At 70.8% G+C, this 15435-nt stretch carries 15 protein-coding genes; 13 read left to right on the forward strand and 2 right to left on the reverse strand.

The window, feature by feature from the left end:
• Positions 1-115: 115 nt before the first annotated feature.
• Positions 116-2059, reverse strand: a complete 1944-nt coding sequence (gene acs / locus ABIC28_RS09980; RefSeq protein WP_097212833.1) for an acetate--CoA ligase — start codon at positions 2057-2059, stop codon at positions 116-118.
• 361 nt (positions 2060-2420) lie between these two features.
• Between acs and ABIC28_RS09985 the strand changes: the two genes are divergently transcribed.
• The 6 genes from ABIC28_RS09985 to ABIC28_RS10010 all read left to right on the forward strand — a co-directional run bounded on the left by ABIC28_RS09985 (position 2421) and on the right by ABIC28_RS10010 (position 9028).
• On the forward strand, positions 2421-4013 hold the full coding sequence (locus ABIC28_RS09985; protein WP_502945004.1) for a peptide ABC transporter substrate-binding protein: 1593 nt from the start codon (positions 2421-2423) through the stop codon (positions 4011-4013).
• A gap of 33 nt (positions 4014-4046) precedes the next feature.
• A complete protein-coding gene (locus ABIC28_RS09990; protein ID WP_097212836.1) occupies positions 4047-4973 on the forward strand; it encodes an ABC transporter permease in 927 nt (308 codons plus the stop codon).
• A complete protein-coding gene (locus tag ABIC28_RS09995) occupies positions 4966-5946 on the forward strand; it encodes an ABC transporter permease (protein WP_097212837.1) in 981 nt (326 codons plus the stop codon). Before ABIC28_RS09990 ends, ABIC28_RS09995 begins: the two co-directional genes overlap by 8 nt.
• A gap of 60 nt (positions 5947-6006) precedes the next feature.
• Positions 6007-7698 carry a dipeptide ABC transporter ATP-binding protein gene (locus tag ABIC28_RS10000; RefSeq protein WP_097212838.1) on the forward strand — a complete coding sequence of 564 codons (1692 nt, stop codon included), beginning with the start codon at positions 6007-6009 and terminating at the stop codon, positions 7696-7698.
• Between the two features lie 48 nt (positions 7699-7746).
• The gene (locus ABIC28_RS10005; RefSeq protein ID WP_097212839.1) at positions 7747-8214 is read left to right on the forward strand and encodes a VOC family protein; all 468 of its coding nucleotides are present in this window, start codon (positions 7747-7749) and stop codon (positions 8212-8214) included.
• Positions 8215-8275: 61 nt separating this feature from the next.
• Positions 8276-9028: a Fic family protein gene (locus ABIC28_RS10010; protein ID WP_097212840.1), complete on the forward strand. Its 753-nt coding sequence runs from the start codon at positions 8276-8278 to the stop codon at positions 9026-9028.
• Positions 9029-9476: 448 nt separating this feature from the next.
• Here the strand turns inward: ABIC28_RS10010 and ABIC28_RS10015 are convergent, their stop codons facing one another.
• The gene (locus ABIC28_RS10015; RefSeq protein WP_373560274.1) at positions 9477-10307 is read right to left on the reverse strand and encodes an HAD-IB family hydrolase; all 831 of its coding nucleotides are present in this window, start codon (positions 10305-10307) and stop codon (positions 9477-9479) included.
• Between the two features lie 378 nt (positions 10308-10685).
• On the opposite strand from ABIC28_RS10015, the gene ssd reads away from it, so the two are divergent.
• From ssd to ABIC28_RS10050, 7 genes are all read left to right on the forward strand, one after another.
• Positions 10686-11801 carry a septum site-determining protein Ssd gene (gene ssd / locus ABIC28_RS10020; protein WP_097212842.1) on the forward strand — a complete coding sequence of 372 codons (1116 nt, stop codon included), beginning with the start codon at positions 10686-10688 and terminating at the stop codon, positions 11799-11801.
• Positions 11798-12988 (forward strand): TadA family conjugal transfer-associated ATPase, encoded by a 1191-nt coding sequence (locus ABIC28_RS10025; protein ID WP_097212843.1) that lies wholly within the window; start codon positions 11798-11800, stop codon positions 12986-12988. Before ssd ends, ABIC28_RS10025 begins: the two co-directional genes overlap by 4 nt.
• The gene (locus ABIC28_RS10030) at positions 12985-13767 is read left to right on the forward strand and encodes a type II secretion system F family protein (RefSeq protein ID WP_257017590.1); all 783 of its coding nucleotides are present in this window, start codon (positions 12985-12987) and stop codon (positions 13765-13767) included. Before ABIC28_RS10025 ends, ABIC28_RS10030 begins: the two co-directional genes overlap by 4 nt.
• Positions 13764-14348, forward strand: a complete 585-nt coding sequence (locus ABIC28_RS10035; protein ID WP_097212845.1) for a type II secretion system F family protein — start codon at positions 13764-13766, stop codon at positions 14346-14348. Before ABIC28_RS10030 ends, ABIC28_RS10035 begins: the two co-directional genes overlap by 4 nt.
• Positions 14349-14420: 72 nt before the next feature.
• Positions 14421-14624, forward strand: a complete 204-nt coding sequence (locus ABIC28_RS10040) for a DUF4244 domain-containing protein (RefSeq protein WP_097212846.1) — start codon at positions 14421-14423, stop codon at positions 14622-14624.
• 14 nt (positions 14625-14638) lie between these two features.
• Positions 14639-14992, forward strand: coding sequence for a TadE family type IV pilus minor pilin (locus ABIC28_RS10045; RefSeq protein ID WP_257017579.1), 354 nt, complete (start codon positions 14639-14641; stop codon positions 14990-14992).
• A complete protein-coding gene (locus ABIC28_RS10050) occupies positions 14989-15333 on the forward strand; it encodes an Rv3654c family TadE-like protein (RefSeq protein WP_097212847.1) in 345 nt (114 codons plus the stop codon). Before ABIC28_RS10045 ends, ABIC28_RS10050 begins: the two co-directional genes overlap by 4 nt.
• The last annotated feature ends 102 nt before the right edge of the window (positions 15334-15435 follow it).

Consider the following 15435-nt stretch of genomic DNA (forward strand, 5'->3'; position numbering starts at 1 on the left):
ACGGCCGGGAAGGTTCGCGAGGGCGGCCCGCGACTGGGCCACACGCGAGACGAGACGGCGGTGCCCCGTGCGTTCGAGCCGCACGGGGGCACCGCCGTGGTGAGGGGAGCGGGGGTCAGTTGCCCCGGATCGCATCGAACACCTTGGGATCGACCAGCGTCGAGGTGTCGCCCAGATCGCGGCCCTCGGCGACGTCGCGGAGCAGTCGGCGCATGATCTTGCCGCTCCTGGTCTTCGGCAGCTCGGGGACGATGGTGATCTGGCGCGGCCGGGCGATCGGGCTGATCTCCGTCGACACCTGGACCTTGAGCTCGGCGATCAGCGTCTCGCCCGTGTTCTCGGCGCCCTCGCGCAGGATCACGAACGCGACGATGCCCTGGCCGGTGGTCTCGTCGGCGGCGCCGACCACCGCGGCCTCGGCCACGCTGTGGTGCCCGACCAGCGCCGACTCGACCTCGGAGGTGGAGATCCGGTGGCCGGAGACGTTCATGACGTCATCCACGCGGCCGAGCACCCAGAGGTCGCCGTCCTCGTCGTAGCGGGCGCCGTCCCCGGCGAAGTACCAGCCCTCCACGGCGTACCGGGACCAGTAGGTGTCCTTGAAGCGCTCCATGTCGCCCCAGATGCCGCGCAGCATCGACGGCCACGGCTGGTCGAGCACCAGGTAGCCGTTGCCACCGGCGCCGAGCGGCTTGGCATCGTCGTCGACGATCTTCGCGGAGATGCCGGGCAGCGGCGCCATCGCGGAGCCCGGCTTGGTGGCCGTGACGCCGGGCAGCGGGGAGATCATGATCGCGCCGGTCTCGGTCTGCCACCAGGTGTCCACGATCGGGCAACGCTCGCCGCCGATCACGTCGCGGAACCAGCGCCACGCCTCGGGGTTGATCGGCTCGCCGACGCTGCCCAGCAACCGCAGCGAGGACAGGTCGTGCGCGTCGGGGATCTCGCGGCCCCACTTCATGAAGGTTCGGACCAGGGTCGGTGCCGTGTAATAGATACTGACGCCGTACTTCTCGATGATGTTGAAGTGCCGGTGCTCATCCGGCGAGTTCGGGGTGCCCTCGTAGACCACCTGGGTGGTCCGGTTCGACAGCGGCCCGTAGACGATGTAGCTGTGCCCGGTCACCCAGCCGATGTCGGCGGTGCACCAGTAGACGTCCTTGCCCGCCTTGTGGTCGAAGACGTTGTGGTGGGTGTACGACGCCTGGGTGAGGTAGCCGCCGGAGGTGTGGATGATCCCCTTGGGCTTACCCGTGGTGCCCGAGGTGTAGAGGATGAAGAGCGGGTGCTCGGCGTCGAAGGCCTGTGCCTCGTGCTCGGGCGAGGCCGTGGCCACCGTCTCGTGCCACCAGAGGTCGCGGCCCTCGGTCCACTCGACATCGATGTCGGTGCGCTTGACCACCAGCACGTTCTGGACGGATTCCGCGCCGTCGACTGCGGTGTCGACGGCGGTCTTGAGGGGGGCAGCCTGCCCGCGGCGCCACTGTCCGTCGGTGGTGATGACCAGCTTGGCCTCGGCGTCGTCGATCCGCGACCGCAGCGCGGATGCGGAGAAGCCTGCGAAGACAACCGAATGGGTCAGGCCGAGCCGGGCGCAGGCCAGCATCGAGACGATCGCCTCGGGGACCATCGGCATGTAGATGGCGACGCGGTCGCCTGCCACGAGGCCGAGCTCGGTGAAAGTGTTTGCGGCCCTGCTCACCTCGGCGAGCAGGTCGTTGTAGGTGACGTCGCGGCTGTCGCCGGGCTCGCCCTCCCAGTGGATGGCGACCTGGTCGCCGTGGCCGCTCTGGACGTGCCGGTCGACGCAGTTGTACGCGACGTTGAGCTTGCCGCCGACGAACCACTTGGCGACCGGGGCGTCGGACCAGTCAAGGACCTCGCTCCACGGCTCGTGCCAGTGCAGGCGGGAAGCCTGATCGGCCCAGAACCCCAGCCGGTCGGCATCCGCTGCGGCCTGGAGCTCCGGGCCTGCATTCGCGGTCGCGACGAACTCCGCGCTCGGCGGGTAGCTCGTCGCGTGCTCGGCTGCGTTGGTATCGGCGGTGCTACTGGTCATGTCGCCCGTGCCCTCTTTCAGTGATCCTGGGGGCGCTTTTCGCGCCTTTGTGAGGGTAGTCACATGACACGGTGAGCGCATCGTTGCAATAGGTTGCAACCCCCGGATCTGCGGTGATCGGTCCCGTGGGTGCGCCCGATGGTCGACGTGGGCGACGAACGGATCGATCCACCAGGTATCCGGGGCGTTGCGATTGCCCGACGACTTGGTCCCGACCGGGACAAACGCCGGACACCCGGACACTGTGTGGTTAGTCTTCGCGGCATCCACGGTCGGCCGTGTGCGCGCCGCGCTCACCCGGCGTGCCGACGGCGGCGTCTTCGTGTGAACGAACAGGAGGCGACTCTTGAAGTTCCACAGGGTGACCGCACTGACAGCGTTCGCGTTGTCCGGGGCACTGGTGCTGTCCGCGTGTTCGTCGACCTCCGACGGCGGCAGCGGCATGGTCACGGCCAACGGCAGCGAACCCCAGAACCCGCTGATCCCGACGAACACGAACGAGAACGGCGGCGGACGCATCGTCGACCGGCTCTTCGCCGGACTCGAGTCGTACGACGCGAGGGGCAACCTTCAGCACGAGGTCGCCCAGTCGATCGAGACCACGGATTCGAAGTCGTTCGCGATCAAGATCAAACCCGACTGGACCTTCACCGACGGGACACCGGTCACCGCGAAATCCTTCGTGGACGCCTGGAACTACGGCGCCCTCTCGACGAACGCCCAGCTGCAGTCCAGTTTCTTCGAGCCGATCGTCGGCTACGACGAGGTCGCCGCCGGCCCGCCAACCGCGCAGACGATGTCCGGGCTCAAGATCGTCGACGACACCACGTTCACGGTCGACCTCAAGCAGCCGACCGCGGACTTCCGGCTGCGGCTCGGCTTCACCCCGTTCTACCCGTTGCCGGAGGTGGCGTTCCTGGACATGGCCGCGTTCGGCGAGCGGCCGGTCGGAAACGGTCCCTACGAGTTCGCGGACGGCGACGCGTGGCAGCACAACGTCAAGCTGGACCTGGTGCCGAACCCCGACTACCGCGGCAACCGGAGCCCGAACAACGGCGGCCTGAGCTTCGTCTTCTACAGCTCGCTCGACACCGCCTACTCGGACCTACAGGCCGGAAACCTGGACGTCCTCGACACCGTCCCGGAGAGCGCGCTCAGCACCTTCAGGTCGGATCTCGGTGACCGCGCCCTCGAGGCCCCGACCGCGCAGAATGCGCAGATCGGCATCCCGGGAAACCTGCCGCACTTCGCCGGGCCGGAGGGCGGTCTGCGCAGGCAGGCACTGTCGCGGGCGATCGACCGCGGGCAGATCACCCAGCAGATCTTCCAGGGCCTGCGCACGCCCGCGCGCGACTTCACCGCGAGCTCGCTGCCCGGGTTCAACGCGAACCTGCCGGGAGTTCGGGCGCTCGAGTACGACGCGGGGGTCGCGAAGTCGCTGTGGGCGCAGGCCGACGCACTCTCCACGTGGAGCGGCCGGTTCGAGATCGCCTACAACTCCGACGGCGGCCACCAGGCGTGGGTCGACGCGGCCGCCAACAGCATCCGGAACACGCTCGGCATCGACGCGGTCGGCGCGCCGTATCCGACGTTCAAGCAGATCAGGACCGAGATCACGAACCGGACCATCGGGTCCGCGTTCCGGTCCGGCTGGCAGGGCGACTACCCGTCAATCCTCGAATTCCTCGAGCCGCAGTTCGTCACCGGTGCCGGCTCCAACGACGAGGACTACTCGAACCCGGCGTTCGACGACCTGGTCCGCAGGGCAGAGGCCGCAACCGACGAGGACGAGTCGTTCGCGCTCGCCGGGCAGGCGCAGGAGATCCTGCTCCTGGACCTGCCCGTGCTCCCGCTGTGGGACTACATCGCGGCGGCCGGGCACTCCGAGGCGGTGAGCGACGTGCAGATCAGCTGGAACGGCCTGCCGATGTACGAGGCGATCAAGAAGTCCTGACGCCGTGCCACACGGCCGGAAGGAAGTGACCTGGTGGGGTGGTACATCGGGCGGAGACTGCTGCAGATGATCCCCGTGTTCATCGGGGCGACGCTGCTCATCTACGCGATGGTGTTCCTGATCCCGGGCGACCCCATCCAGGCGCTCGCGGGCGACAAGCCGCTCAGCCCCGCCGTGGCGGACCAGCTGCGCGAGCGATACCACCTCGACCGGCCCTTCATCGTGCAGTACCTGCTCTACCTCAAGGGCATCTTCACCCTCGACTTCGGCACCTCGTTCTCCGGCCAGCCGGTGCGGGACGTGCTGGCCAGGGCGTTCCCCGTCACCATCAGGCTCGCGTTCATGGCGATCGTCATCGAGGCCGCGTTCGGCATCTTCTTCGGTGTCATCGCCGGGTTGCGCAAGGGCAAGGCGTTCGACGCGACCCTGCTGGTGCTCAGCCTCTTCATCATCGCGGTGCCGGTATTCGTGATCGGCTTCCTGGCTCAGTTCTTCCTCGGCGTGCGGTGGGGGATCGCCCCGGTCACCGTCGGTGCCGATGCCAGCTTCTCGAGACTTCTGGTGCCCGCCATCGTGCTTGGCCTGGTCTCCTTCGCGTACGTGCTGCGGCTGACCAGGACATCCGTGGCCGAGAACAAGGACGCCGATCACGTCCGCACCGCCACAGCCAAGGGCTTGAGTCGTCGCCGCGTCGTGGTGGTGCACATCCTGCGCAACTCGCTGATCCCGGTGGTCACCTTTCTCGGCGCCGACCTGGGAGCGCTGATGGCGGGCGCGATCGTCACCGAGGGCATCTTCAACATCAACGGCGTCGGCGGCACGATCTACCAGGCCGTGATCCGTGGCGAGGCCCCGACCGTGGTGTCCTTCGTGACGGTGCTGGTGGTCGTGTTCCTGGTGGCCAACCTGCTGGTGGACCTGCTGTACGCCGCGCTCGACCCGAGGATTCGCTATGCCTGATCCGGACCTCCCCGGGACACCCGATCGCGCATCCCCGCAGGCGCGCGCCGGGCAGAACTACTTCGTCGCCGGACCGGACGAGGTGGAGGCGCTCGGCGTCGATCGGCTCGACGAGGCCTCGCCGCCGACCAGCATGTGGCGCGATGCCTGGCGCGGACTGCGGCGCAACCCGATGTTCCTCGTCTCGGCCCTGCTGATCCTCTTCGTCCTCGTTGTGGTCGCGGTGCCCGGACTGTTCACGGGTCAGGACCCGCGAATGTGTCTGGGGCAGAACAGCATGCGGGGACCGGGCGCCGGGCATCCGTTCGGGTTCGACCTGCAGGGTTGCGACATCTTCGCCCGCACCGTGTACGGCGCGCGGGCCTCGGTGCTCACCGGCGTCGGCGCGACCGCCATCTTCCTGCTCATCGGTGGCACCGTCGGTGCCCTCGCAGGGTTCTACGGCGGTCGGCTCGATGCGGTCGTCTCCCGGATCACCGATGTCTTCTTCGGCATCCCGCTCATCCTCGCGGCGATCGTGATGATGCAGCTGTTCCGGAACCGGAGCATCTGGACGGTGATGCTGATCCTGGCCCTGTTCGCCTGGCCGCACGTGGCCAGGATCGCAAGGGGTTCGGTCATCTCGGTGCGCGGCAACGACTTCGTACTCGCGGCGACGGCGCTGGGCGTCTCCCGATTCCGCATCCTGTTACGGCACGTGCTCCCCAACGCGATCGGTCCGGTGATCGTGGTCACCACGATCTGGCTCGGCGTCTTCATCGTCACCGAGGCGACGCTGTCCTATCTGGGCATCGGGCTGCCGCCGAGCGTGGTGTCCTGGGGAGGGGACATCAGCACCGGTCAGAGCCGACTGAGGTCCGGTTCGGGGATCATCTTCTACCCCGCGGCGGCGCTGGCGGTCACGGTCCTTGGCTTCATCATGCTCGGCGACGCCCTGCGCGATGCGCTGGATCCGAAGGCGAGGAAGCGATGATCGAGCTCATGTGCGAGCCGAGGAAGCGATGATCGAGCCCATGTGCGAGCCGAGGAAGCGATGAGAGACCGCGAGCCCGGTCCGCTGCTCGAGATCCGCGACCTCAGCGTCGACTTCCGCTCCGGCGGTCGCGCGGTACCCGCGGTGCGCGGGGTGAGCCTGACCGCCTATCCGGGGCAGACCGTGGCGATCGTGGGGGAGTCGGGCTCGGGCAAGTCGACCGTGGCCCACGCCATCATCGGCCTGCTGCCGGGTACAGGAATTGTCACCTCGGGGGAGATCCGTTTCGACGGGAGGGACCTGGTCGGGGCGTCGAAGGCGGACCTGGTGGCGGTCCGGGGCCGCGGCATCGGGCTGGTTCCGCAGGACCCGATGTCGAACCTGAATCCGGTGTGGAAGATCGGCTTTCAGATCGCGGAAACCCTGGCGGCCAACGGGATCGCGAGGGGGAAGGCGGCCAGGGCGCGAGCGGTCGAGCTGCTCGCCGAGGCGGGCCTACCGGATGCGGGGCACCGGGTCGATCAGTATCCGCACGAGTTCTCGGGCGGTATGTGCCAGCGTGCGCTCATCGCCATCGGGCTGTCCTGCCGGCCGAAGCTCCTGATCGCGGACGAGCCGACCTCCGCCCTTGACGTGACGGTGCAGCGGCAGATCCTCGACCATCTCGCCGGGCTGACCGGCGAACTCGGCACGGCCGTGCTGCTGATCACGCACGACCTGGGCCTCGCGGCGGAACGGGCCGAGCATCTGGTGGTGATGCACCAGGGGCGGGTCGTCGAATCCGGACCGGCCCGCCAGATCCTCGGCGATCCGCGGCACGCATATACCCGGAAACTGGTGTCCGCCGCGCCGTCCCTGGCCTCGCAGCAACTCGAGTCCGTCCGGGCCCGCGCGCGCGCCGTGGAGGTGGCCGAACACGCCGCGGCGGCGGACGGCGGGCCCCTGCCGGCAGGCGGCGACGTCATGGTGGCCTCGGACCTGGTCAAGGAATTCAGGACCCGGGGCGGTGCGCCGTGGCGGCACACCGCATTCACGGCGGTCGACTCCGTGTCGTTCCGCCTCGAGCGCGGGACCACGACGGCGATCGTCGGTGAGTCCGGGTCGGGTAAATCGACTGTGGCGCACATGGTTCTGGGGCTGATGAAGCCGACCTCGGGGACCGTCACCTTCGAGGGGCGCGACCTGGCGGAGTTCGATGCGAAGGCCACATTCGCATTCCGGCGCCAGGTGCAGCCGATCTTCCAGAATCCGTACGGATCGCTGGACCCGATGTACTCGATCTACCGCACCGTCGAGGAGCCGCTGCGCACCCACCGAGTGGGGGACAGGGGCGAGCGGGAGCGGATCGTGCGCGAGCTGCTGGACAGGGTGTCGCTGCCGAGCTGGGTGCTGCGGCGGTACCCCAACGAACTCTCCGGTGGCCAGCGGCAACGGGTGGCGATCGCGCGGGCACTGGCACTGGGGCCCGAGGTGCTCGTCTGCGACGAGGCGGTCTCGGCGCTGGACGTGCTCGTGCAGGCGCAGATCCTGAACCTGCTGGGCGATCTGCAGGCCCAGCTCGGCCTGTCGTACCTGTTCATCTCACACGATCTGGCGGTGGTGCGGCAGATCGCCGACGACGTGGTGGTGATGAGCAGGGGCCGGGTGGTCGAGGCCGCCACGACGGTGGAGGTGTTCGACAACCCGCAGCACGAATACACCAGGAGGCTGCTCGAGGCGATCCCCGGCCGCGATCTCGTGCGGGGGTCCTGAGACCGAACGGTCTGGCTCATATGACGTGCACGGTGGTTCAGTGGAGGGGTGGACCAGCATCTGAGTGTGCTCACCCTCGGCGTCGTCGACCCGGCGCGATCGCACGCGTTCTACGTCGGCGGACTGGGATGGACGCCGACGCTCTACGTCCAGGGCGAGGTGCTGTTCCTGCAGATCGGCTCCGGCATGCTGCTCTCGCTGTGGTCGGTCGACGAGATGGTGCGGGAGGCCGGGCCGACGGCGCCGGTGGCGGGCGAGCAGGGTCGGGCCCCCATCACCCTCGGTCACAACGTCGGCAGCCCGGGGGAGGTGGACGAGGTCCTCGCGACCGCGGCGCGAGTAGGGGGAACGGTGCTGGTGCCGGGTGCCCAGCGGGCCTGGGGCGGGTACAGCGGGTACTTCACCGATCCGGACGGCTACCGCTGGGAGATCGCGCACAACCCGGGCCTGGTGGTGCACGAGGGCGGTCGCGTCACCATCGGGGAGGCCGGCCCCGCGGGCGCGGGGGACCGATAGCCGTGCCGCCCGGCCTCCTCGCTCGCGTGACCGATGGGGCCGCCGGGTAGCGTTGAGCAGCGTGAACGACCCCCTGCAGCCCCTGGTGGACCTGCCCGGCGTGCGCGAAGCCGCCGACCGGGCACGCGATGCGCTCGGCGAGGTGCACCGGCACAAGACCAATCGCCGTGGTTGGCCGACGACCGCGGCCGAGGCGGCCATCCGCGCAGCGCGGGCGTCCGCGTCCATCGACGGGGGCAGCACCGAACTGCCCGCCGAGGGCGAGGAGGGCGACCCGATCCTGGCGGGTGCGCTGCGGGTGGCCCAGGCCATCGACGGCGACGCGCTCACCATCATGGTGCCGACCTGGCAGCGGGCGCCGCTCCAGGCGCTGGCCCGGCTGCACCTGCTCGCGGCGGCCGACCTGGTCACCGACCAGTCCACGCTTGGCCGACCGCGGACGGACCCCGGGGTCGCGGAGCGGCTCGACGGTCTCGCACAGTTGGTCACCGGCGGAACGAAGGCGCCCGCTCCGGTCCTGGCGGCCGTGGTGCACGGGGAGTTGTTGTCGTTGTCCCCGTTCGGTGCCGCCGACGGGGTCGTCGCGCGGGCCGCGTCCCGACTGGTGGCGGCGTCGACCGGGCTGGATCCCCACAATCTGGGTGTGCCCGAGGTGAGTTGGCTGCGGCGGCAGCAGGCGTACCGCGACGGTGTCACGGGCTTCGCGTCGGGAACCGCAGAGGGTGTCGGCAGCTGGGTGATCCTGTGCTGCGGCGCGATGGAGGCCGGGGCGCGGGAGGCCATGTCGATCGCGGACGCCGCGGCCGCGGGCTGATCCGCTCGGGGTCGGACTTCGTCTGGGAGGCAACGGCACTGGGCTCGGTGCGTCAACGGCCCCGGACGCAATGCGAGCGGCGCTGCCGACTCTCGTCGACTTCGCCGCCCGCTAGCACGGATCGCCGGGTTACCAAGCGTGCTTTGGTGGGTTGTGTGTCCGGCCTCGGCGTAGGCTCGAGCATCGTCAGTTCGCCTCTGCAACTCGTGCAAGGTCCTCGCTGCCGAATGTCCGAGTCACGCAGGCCCACAACGCTGCTGCCCTTATAGTGGCTTGCGGCTCCGCGTGGGTGCCTGGTGTCCGTGCTGGGACTTCGCGGCCGGGAGACCGATCCTTCTCTTCCGGGTCGACCTTGGCCTGCCGTTCATCCGTAACTCCTTTGTACCCTGTGACCGCACTCGCTTCAAGGGGTTCGCACACCTGGATTGATCCCAGTCTTCGGTCCAGGTCAGCGCCGACGGCGCAGCATTCCGTACGTCAGCGCGCCTGCCGCCAACGCGCCGAAGCCGACCGCTGCTGTCGTCGCGACGGTGGATCTCGACGGCGGCTGAAGGCGGGCCCGCAGAGACACCGGATTGGAGAAAGTCAGTATGGGCCAACCGTTTCCGGCGGCTTCCTTCCGAAGGGCGCGGTCCGGGTTGACGGCGGTGGGGTGGCCGACCGCGGCGAGCATCGGTAGGTCGGTCACCGAATCCGAGTAGGCGAAGCTCAGGTCGAGATCGTAGTTCTCCCTCAGCGCCAGTTCGCGGATCGCGTCGACCTTGCCCTCGCCGTAGCAGTAGAAGTCGACCTCGCCGGTGAAGCGTCCGTCCTTGACCTCCATCCGGGTCGCGGCGGCGTGGTCGGCCCCGAGGGCTTCCGCGATCGGAGACACCACCTCCTCGCCCGATGCCGACACCACGACGACATCGTGGCCGCGGAGCTTGTGGTCGGCGATCAGATCGGCCGCCTCGGCGAACACGAGCGGGTCGACGATGTCGTGCAGCGTCTCGGCGACCACCGCGCGCACCTGCTCCACGTCCCAGCCTGCGCACATATTGGTCAGGTGGGTGCGCATTCGCTCCATCTGGTCGTGGTCGGCGCCCGCGAGCAGGAAGAGGAACTGGGCGTAACTGCTCTTGAGGACGGAGCGTCGATTGATCAGGCCCTGGTCGAAAAAGGGCTTGCTGAACGCGAGCGTGCTCGACTTTGCGATGATCGTCTTGTCCAGGTCGAAGAACGCCGCGACCCGGCCGTTCCCGGGCTGTCTGTTCGCCTCTGCGGTCACGGAATCCAGGATAGAGCCCCCAGGTGAATCGTGGATCGGAGCGCGATTCTCAGTGTTCACCTTCGGATCTCCGACAGGAAATTCGAATTTGCAAACTCGGATCGCGGCGGGTGTAGTATCAAAATCACCTGGACTTGATCTGGGTGTGTTCAGCCCGACCCCCCGGGGCTGAACTCTGAAGACCCCCGCCTCCTCCCCCCCTGGCGGGGGTCTTCCTCCATTTTCTGGCCGTCCGGGCCTCGTCCTCTCCCGCGTCGACGCGGTCGTTCCGCACGGTCCTCGACGCCGGAGTGGTTCGCGGATACCGGAATCCATCCCCAGGCCCGATTCTGTCCACATCCGGCGAGATCTCCGGCCTGCGGTCCCGTCCGGTCGCGCAGGCTCGTCGGTATGGAACCCCCACATGCATCGGGTGCCCCGCATCCGCCGAATGTCCGGCCGGTCCTCGCGGTGCTCGCGGAGGACGGCTTGTCCCTGAGCGTGCGCCGTGCCGCGGCCGCGGCCGACCGCGCCCTGGACGAGCGGGTGCTCCCCATTCCCCGGCAGGTGTGGGACGGCGCGGCGTCGATCGCGCTGGATCCGGCCGCCGCCCGGGCCTGCGCCGCCGACGCGTTGCCGCGCAGGTCGGCCGTCCATGTGGTGTGCTCGGGCCCGCCCGGCCTCCTCGAGTGGCAGGCCGCCGCCGCGGTGGGGGCGGAGTCCGTCCTCGTCCTGCCCGCCGATGAACCCGCCCTGGTCGAGTCGCTGGCGCAGCGGCGCGACCGCGCGGTGGCGGGTGGCTCGGTGGTCGCCGTGGTCGGTGGATGTGGCGGTGCCGGGGCGTCCACCCTGGCCGCGGCGATCGCGCTGACCGGCCCCACCCGGAGGACCGGGAGTCGCGCGTTGCTGGTGGATGCCGATCCGCAGGGCGGTGGCCTCGACCTGCTGCTCGGTCTCGAGGATCGCCCGGGGCTGCGCTGGCCGGCGGTGGTCGTCGAGGGCGGGCGGGTGTCGGCGGCCGCACTGCACGACGCCTTGCCCGGCGCGGGTGCCGGGGTGGCCGTGCTGTCCTGCGGGCGTGGCGGGGACGCGGGACGGCCGTCGGCGGCGGCGATGCGGGCGATGGTCGAATCGGGCTGCGGTGCCGGTGATCTCGTGGTGTGTGATGTCGGACGAGGCCTAGGCGACCTGGCCGCCGTGGTGTTCGACCTGGCCGATCTGGTGGCGGTCGTCGTGCCCGCCCAGGTGCGGTCGGCGGCGGCGGCCGAATCCGTGGTGGCCGCGGCACGCACCAGGAATCCGAACGTGGGCGTGGTGGTGCGCGGTCCGGCGCCCGGTGGGCTGCGCGGCGCGGACGTCGGTGAGCTCCTCGGGCTCCCGGTGCTCGCGGTGATGCGGCCGCAGCCCCGGCTGTCGGCTGCCCTCGAGCGCGGCGGCCTGCGGCTGCGCAGGCGATCGCCGTTGGCCGTGGGCGCGCGGGCGGTCCTCGAGGTGCTCGGGCCCGGCGCCGGGGGGCGGGCCGCGTGAGCTCCCTGGTCTCGCCCGAACTCCTGGACCGGGTCAGGGAGCGATTGTCGCGGACGTCGGCGCAGCCCAGCCCGGCGATGGTGGCGGCCGCGATCCGGGCGGAGGCCTCCGGGGTGCTCGGGGACACGGACCTGCTCGACGCGCTGCAGGTGCTGCAGACCGAGCTCACCGGTGCCGGAGCGCTGGAACCGCTTCTCGCACAGCCGGATGTCTCCGACGTCCTGGTCACCGCGCCGGACCAGGTCTGGGTGGACCGGGGCTCGGGTCTCGAGCGGGCCCCGGTCCGGTTCGCCGATGAGGCCGCGGTGCGGCGGCTGGCGCAGCGCCTCGCGCTGGCGGCGGGAAGGCGACTCGACGACGCCCAGCCCTGGGTGGACGGCCGCCTGCCGGCGGCGGCGGGGGCCGGGTTCGGGGTGCGGTTGCACGCGGTGCTCGCCCCGCTCGCTTACGGCGGGACCTGCGTGTCGTTGCGGGTGCTTCGGCCCGCGACGCAGGGTCTCGACGCGCTCTGCTCGGGCGGCACGGTGCCCGCCGAGGCCCGTGAACTGCTCGTGCGGATCGTCGCAGCCCGGCTGGCGTTCCTGGTCGTCGGCGGGACGGGCGCGGGCAAGACCACCCTGCTCGCGGCGTTGCTGGCGCAGGTCGACCGCCGTGAGCGGATCGTCTGCGTGGAGGACGCGGCCGAGCTGGCACCGACTCACCCGCACGTGGTGCGGCTGGTCGCCCGTGCCCCGAACGTCGAGGGGGTCGGCGAGGTGACGGTCCGGCAACTGGTGCGGCAGGCGCTCCGGATGCGGCCGGACCGCATCGTGGTCGGGGAGGTGCGCGGCGGCGAGGTGGTAGACCTCCTCACCGCGTTGAACACCGGTCACGACGGCGGGGCCGGCACCGTGCACGCGAACTCGCCGGAGGAGGTGCCCGCCCGGTTGGAGGCATTGGCGGCGCTCGGCGGCCTGGACCGCGCCGCCCTGCACAGCCAGCTCGCGGCCGCGGTACAGGTGGTGCTGCACGTACACCGTGCGGCGGACGGCAGGCGCAGGCTCGCTCAGATCGGCGTGCTGGATCGGGACGAGCGCGGGCAGGTCGGCGTGTTGCCGGCATGGACCCCGACCGCCGAGAGCTGTCCGGGAGCGCACCGCCTCGCGGACCTGCTCGAGCGACGCGGCGTCGGGGCGGGGTCGTGGTGATCGCGGCGCTGACGGTCGCCGAGCTCGCGCTGGTCGTCGCGCCCACCACCAGGACGATGACGAGGCTGAGCCCACCGCGTCGCGGCGCAGGGCTGCGGGGACATGCCCGGTTGTGGGCGGCCGTGGTGCTCGGATCGATTGCCGCCGTGATGATCTACGCGCCGACGGCGGGGTGTGCGGGTGCCGCGCTCACGCTGACGACCGCGTATCGACGCGCACGCCGTCGCCGCGAGGGCACGCGGAACGCGGAACTGTGCGGGCTGCTCGGCTGCCTGGAGGCGGCGACGGGGGAGCTGCGGGTGGGCGCCCATCCGGCGAACGCCTGCACCACGGCGGCGAGGGAATCGAGTGGTGCGGCGGCTGATGCGTTCCGGGCCGCCGCGGCCCGCGCCCGGCTCGGGGGCAGCGCCGCCGACGGATTGCAGGGCGCAGGGAGCGCGATCGACGCCGAGTTGGCGCGGGTATCGGCGGCATGGCGGGTGGCCGACCGGTACGGCGTCGCGCTGGCGGACCTGCTCGATGCGGTCCGCGCGGACCTGGTGGGGCGCATCAGGTTCCGGGACCGGGTGGAGGCGGGGCTGTCGGGGGCCAGGGCCACGGCGGCGGTGCTCGCCTGCCTGCCATTGCTGGGGATCGCGCTGGGCCAGTTGATGGGCGCGAGCCCGCTGCGGGTACTGCTGTCCGGCGGTCTCGGGGGGACGCTGCTGGTGCTCGGCACGTTGTTCGTCTGCGCCGGCCTGCTCTGGACGGACCGCATCACCGGGCGGGTGACCCGATGAGCGCCGCGGTGGCGGTGCTGTTGGCGGGCGCCGCGCTCGCCACTCCCGGTGCCGGCCCGGCGGCGACGCGGCTGCGGGACCCGGTGGCGGCGCCCGCCGGCCGGGCCGAGCGTGCGCGGCACCGCGTGGCCACCGATCCCATGGCGATCGCCGCCGGATTCGACCTCCTGGCCGCGTGCCTGCAGTCGGGGATGCCCGTCGCCGCGGTGGCGGAGGCGGTCGCGGTGTCCGCTCCGGAGCCGCTGGGCAGCGCACTCGACTCGGCCGCGAACCTGCTGGCCCTCGGCGCGGAGCCCGAGATCGCCTGGGAGCGTGCGGCGGCGCACCCGGAGACGGAGGGGCTCGCGCGGATGGCTCGCCGCTCCTCGCGGTCCGGCGCGGCCTTTGCGGGGGCGGTGGCCGAGTTGGCGGCCCACCGCAGGCTCGCGCTCGAGGACAGGGCGGTGGCCGCGGCGGAGCGGGCGGGTGTGCTGATCAGCGGTCCGCTCGGGCTGTGTTTCCTGCCCGCCTTCCTCTGCCTCGGAATCGTCCCGGTGGTGGTCGGTCTGGCCACCCGGGTGCTGAGCGGCGGTGTGCTGTGAGTCGGCGCAGTCGCAGGGCCGAGAGAACCCGTCGCGGAGATACCGCGACGGTGATCGAGAGGGGGGAACATTATGGTGACCAAGGGGATTGGCGCGCTGCGCACCCGATTGCTGCTCGCGGCGGCCGCCGAGGACGGCATGTCGACCGCGGAGTACGCGATCGGCACCATTGCCGCGGCGGCATTCGGGGCGGTGCTGTATTCGGTGGTGACGGGCGACTCCATCGTGACTGCGCTGACCGGGATCATCGACAAGGCACTGAACACCGCGGTCTGAACGATGTCGGTGCGGTGACGGTGGAGGCCGCGATCGCGATCGCCTCGATCACGGTGGTCGTGGTGCTGTGCCTGGGTTCCTTTCTCGCGGTGTCCGCGCATGTTCGCTGCGTGGATGCCGCGCGGGAGGCGGCCCGGCTCGTCGCGCGCGGCGACCGGGCGGAGGCGATCCCCGCTGCGCAGCGGGTGGCTCCGCGGGGTGCGCGCATCACTGTGCGGGAGGTCGACGGGTTCGCCACGGCGGCGGTCGAGGTCGCGGTGCCGCTGCTGCCGGCACTCGACGTCTCTGCGGAAGCGATTGCCGCCGTGGAGGACCCGGGCTCGGCGGGACCGCCGTCGGATTCGTTGCCGAGGGGAGCCGGCGGGTGAAGGACGAGCGTGGAGCGGCGACCGTCCTCGCCTGCTGGGCGATGCTGGCGCTGATCGCGGTGGCAGCCCTGGTGATCCACCTCGGTTCGGCGGTGTCGGCACGGCACCGGGCGCAGTCGGCGGCGGACCTGGCGGCCCTCGCGGCCGCGGCCGCCCTCGAGCGAGGCACGGAGGCGGCCTGCGCCGCGGCGACCACGATCGCCGGGCGGATGCGGGGGACGGTCCGCGACTGCCGGATCGAGGACTGGGACGTGGTGGTGACCGTCGGGGTCCGGCTGCCGCTACCGGCCGTCGGAGGTGGCGATGCCGTCGCCGCGGCCAGGGCGGGCCCGGTCCCGTAGCGGCATATCCCGGTGCGTCCGCCGGCGAACGCCCTTACCCGATCGCAAACTTGAGCCCCACCTCACAGCAACCAATCGGTTGGTTGGGTTGACGCGCGATTC

Origin of the sequence: Rhodococcus sp. PvR044 (assembly GCF_040548995.1) — a bacterium.
In the GTDB taxonomy this organism is placed as follows: Bacteria; Actinomycetota; Actinomycetes; order Mycobacteriales; family Mycobacteriaceae; genus Rhodococcus_G; species Rhodococcus_G oryzae.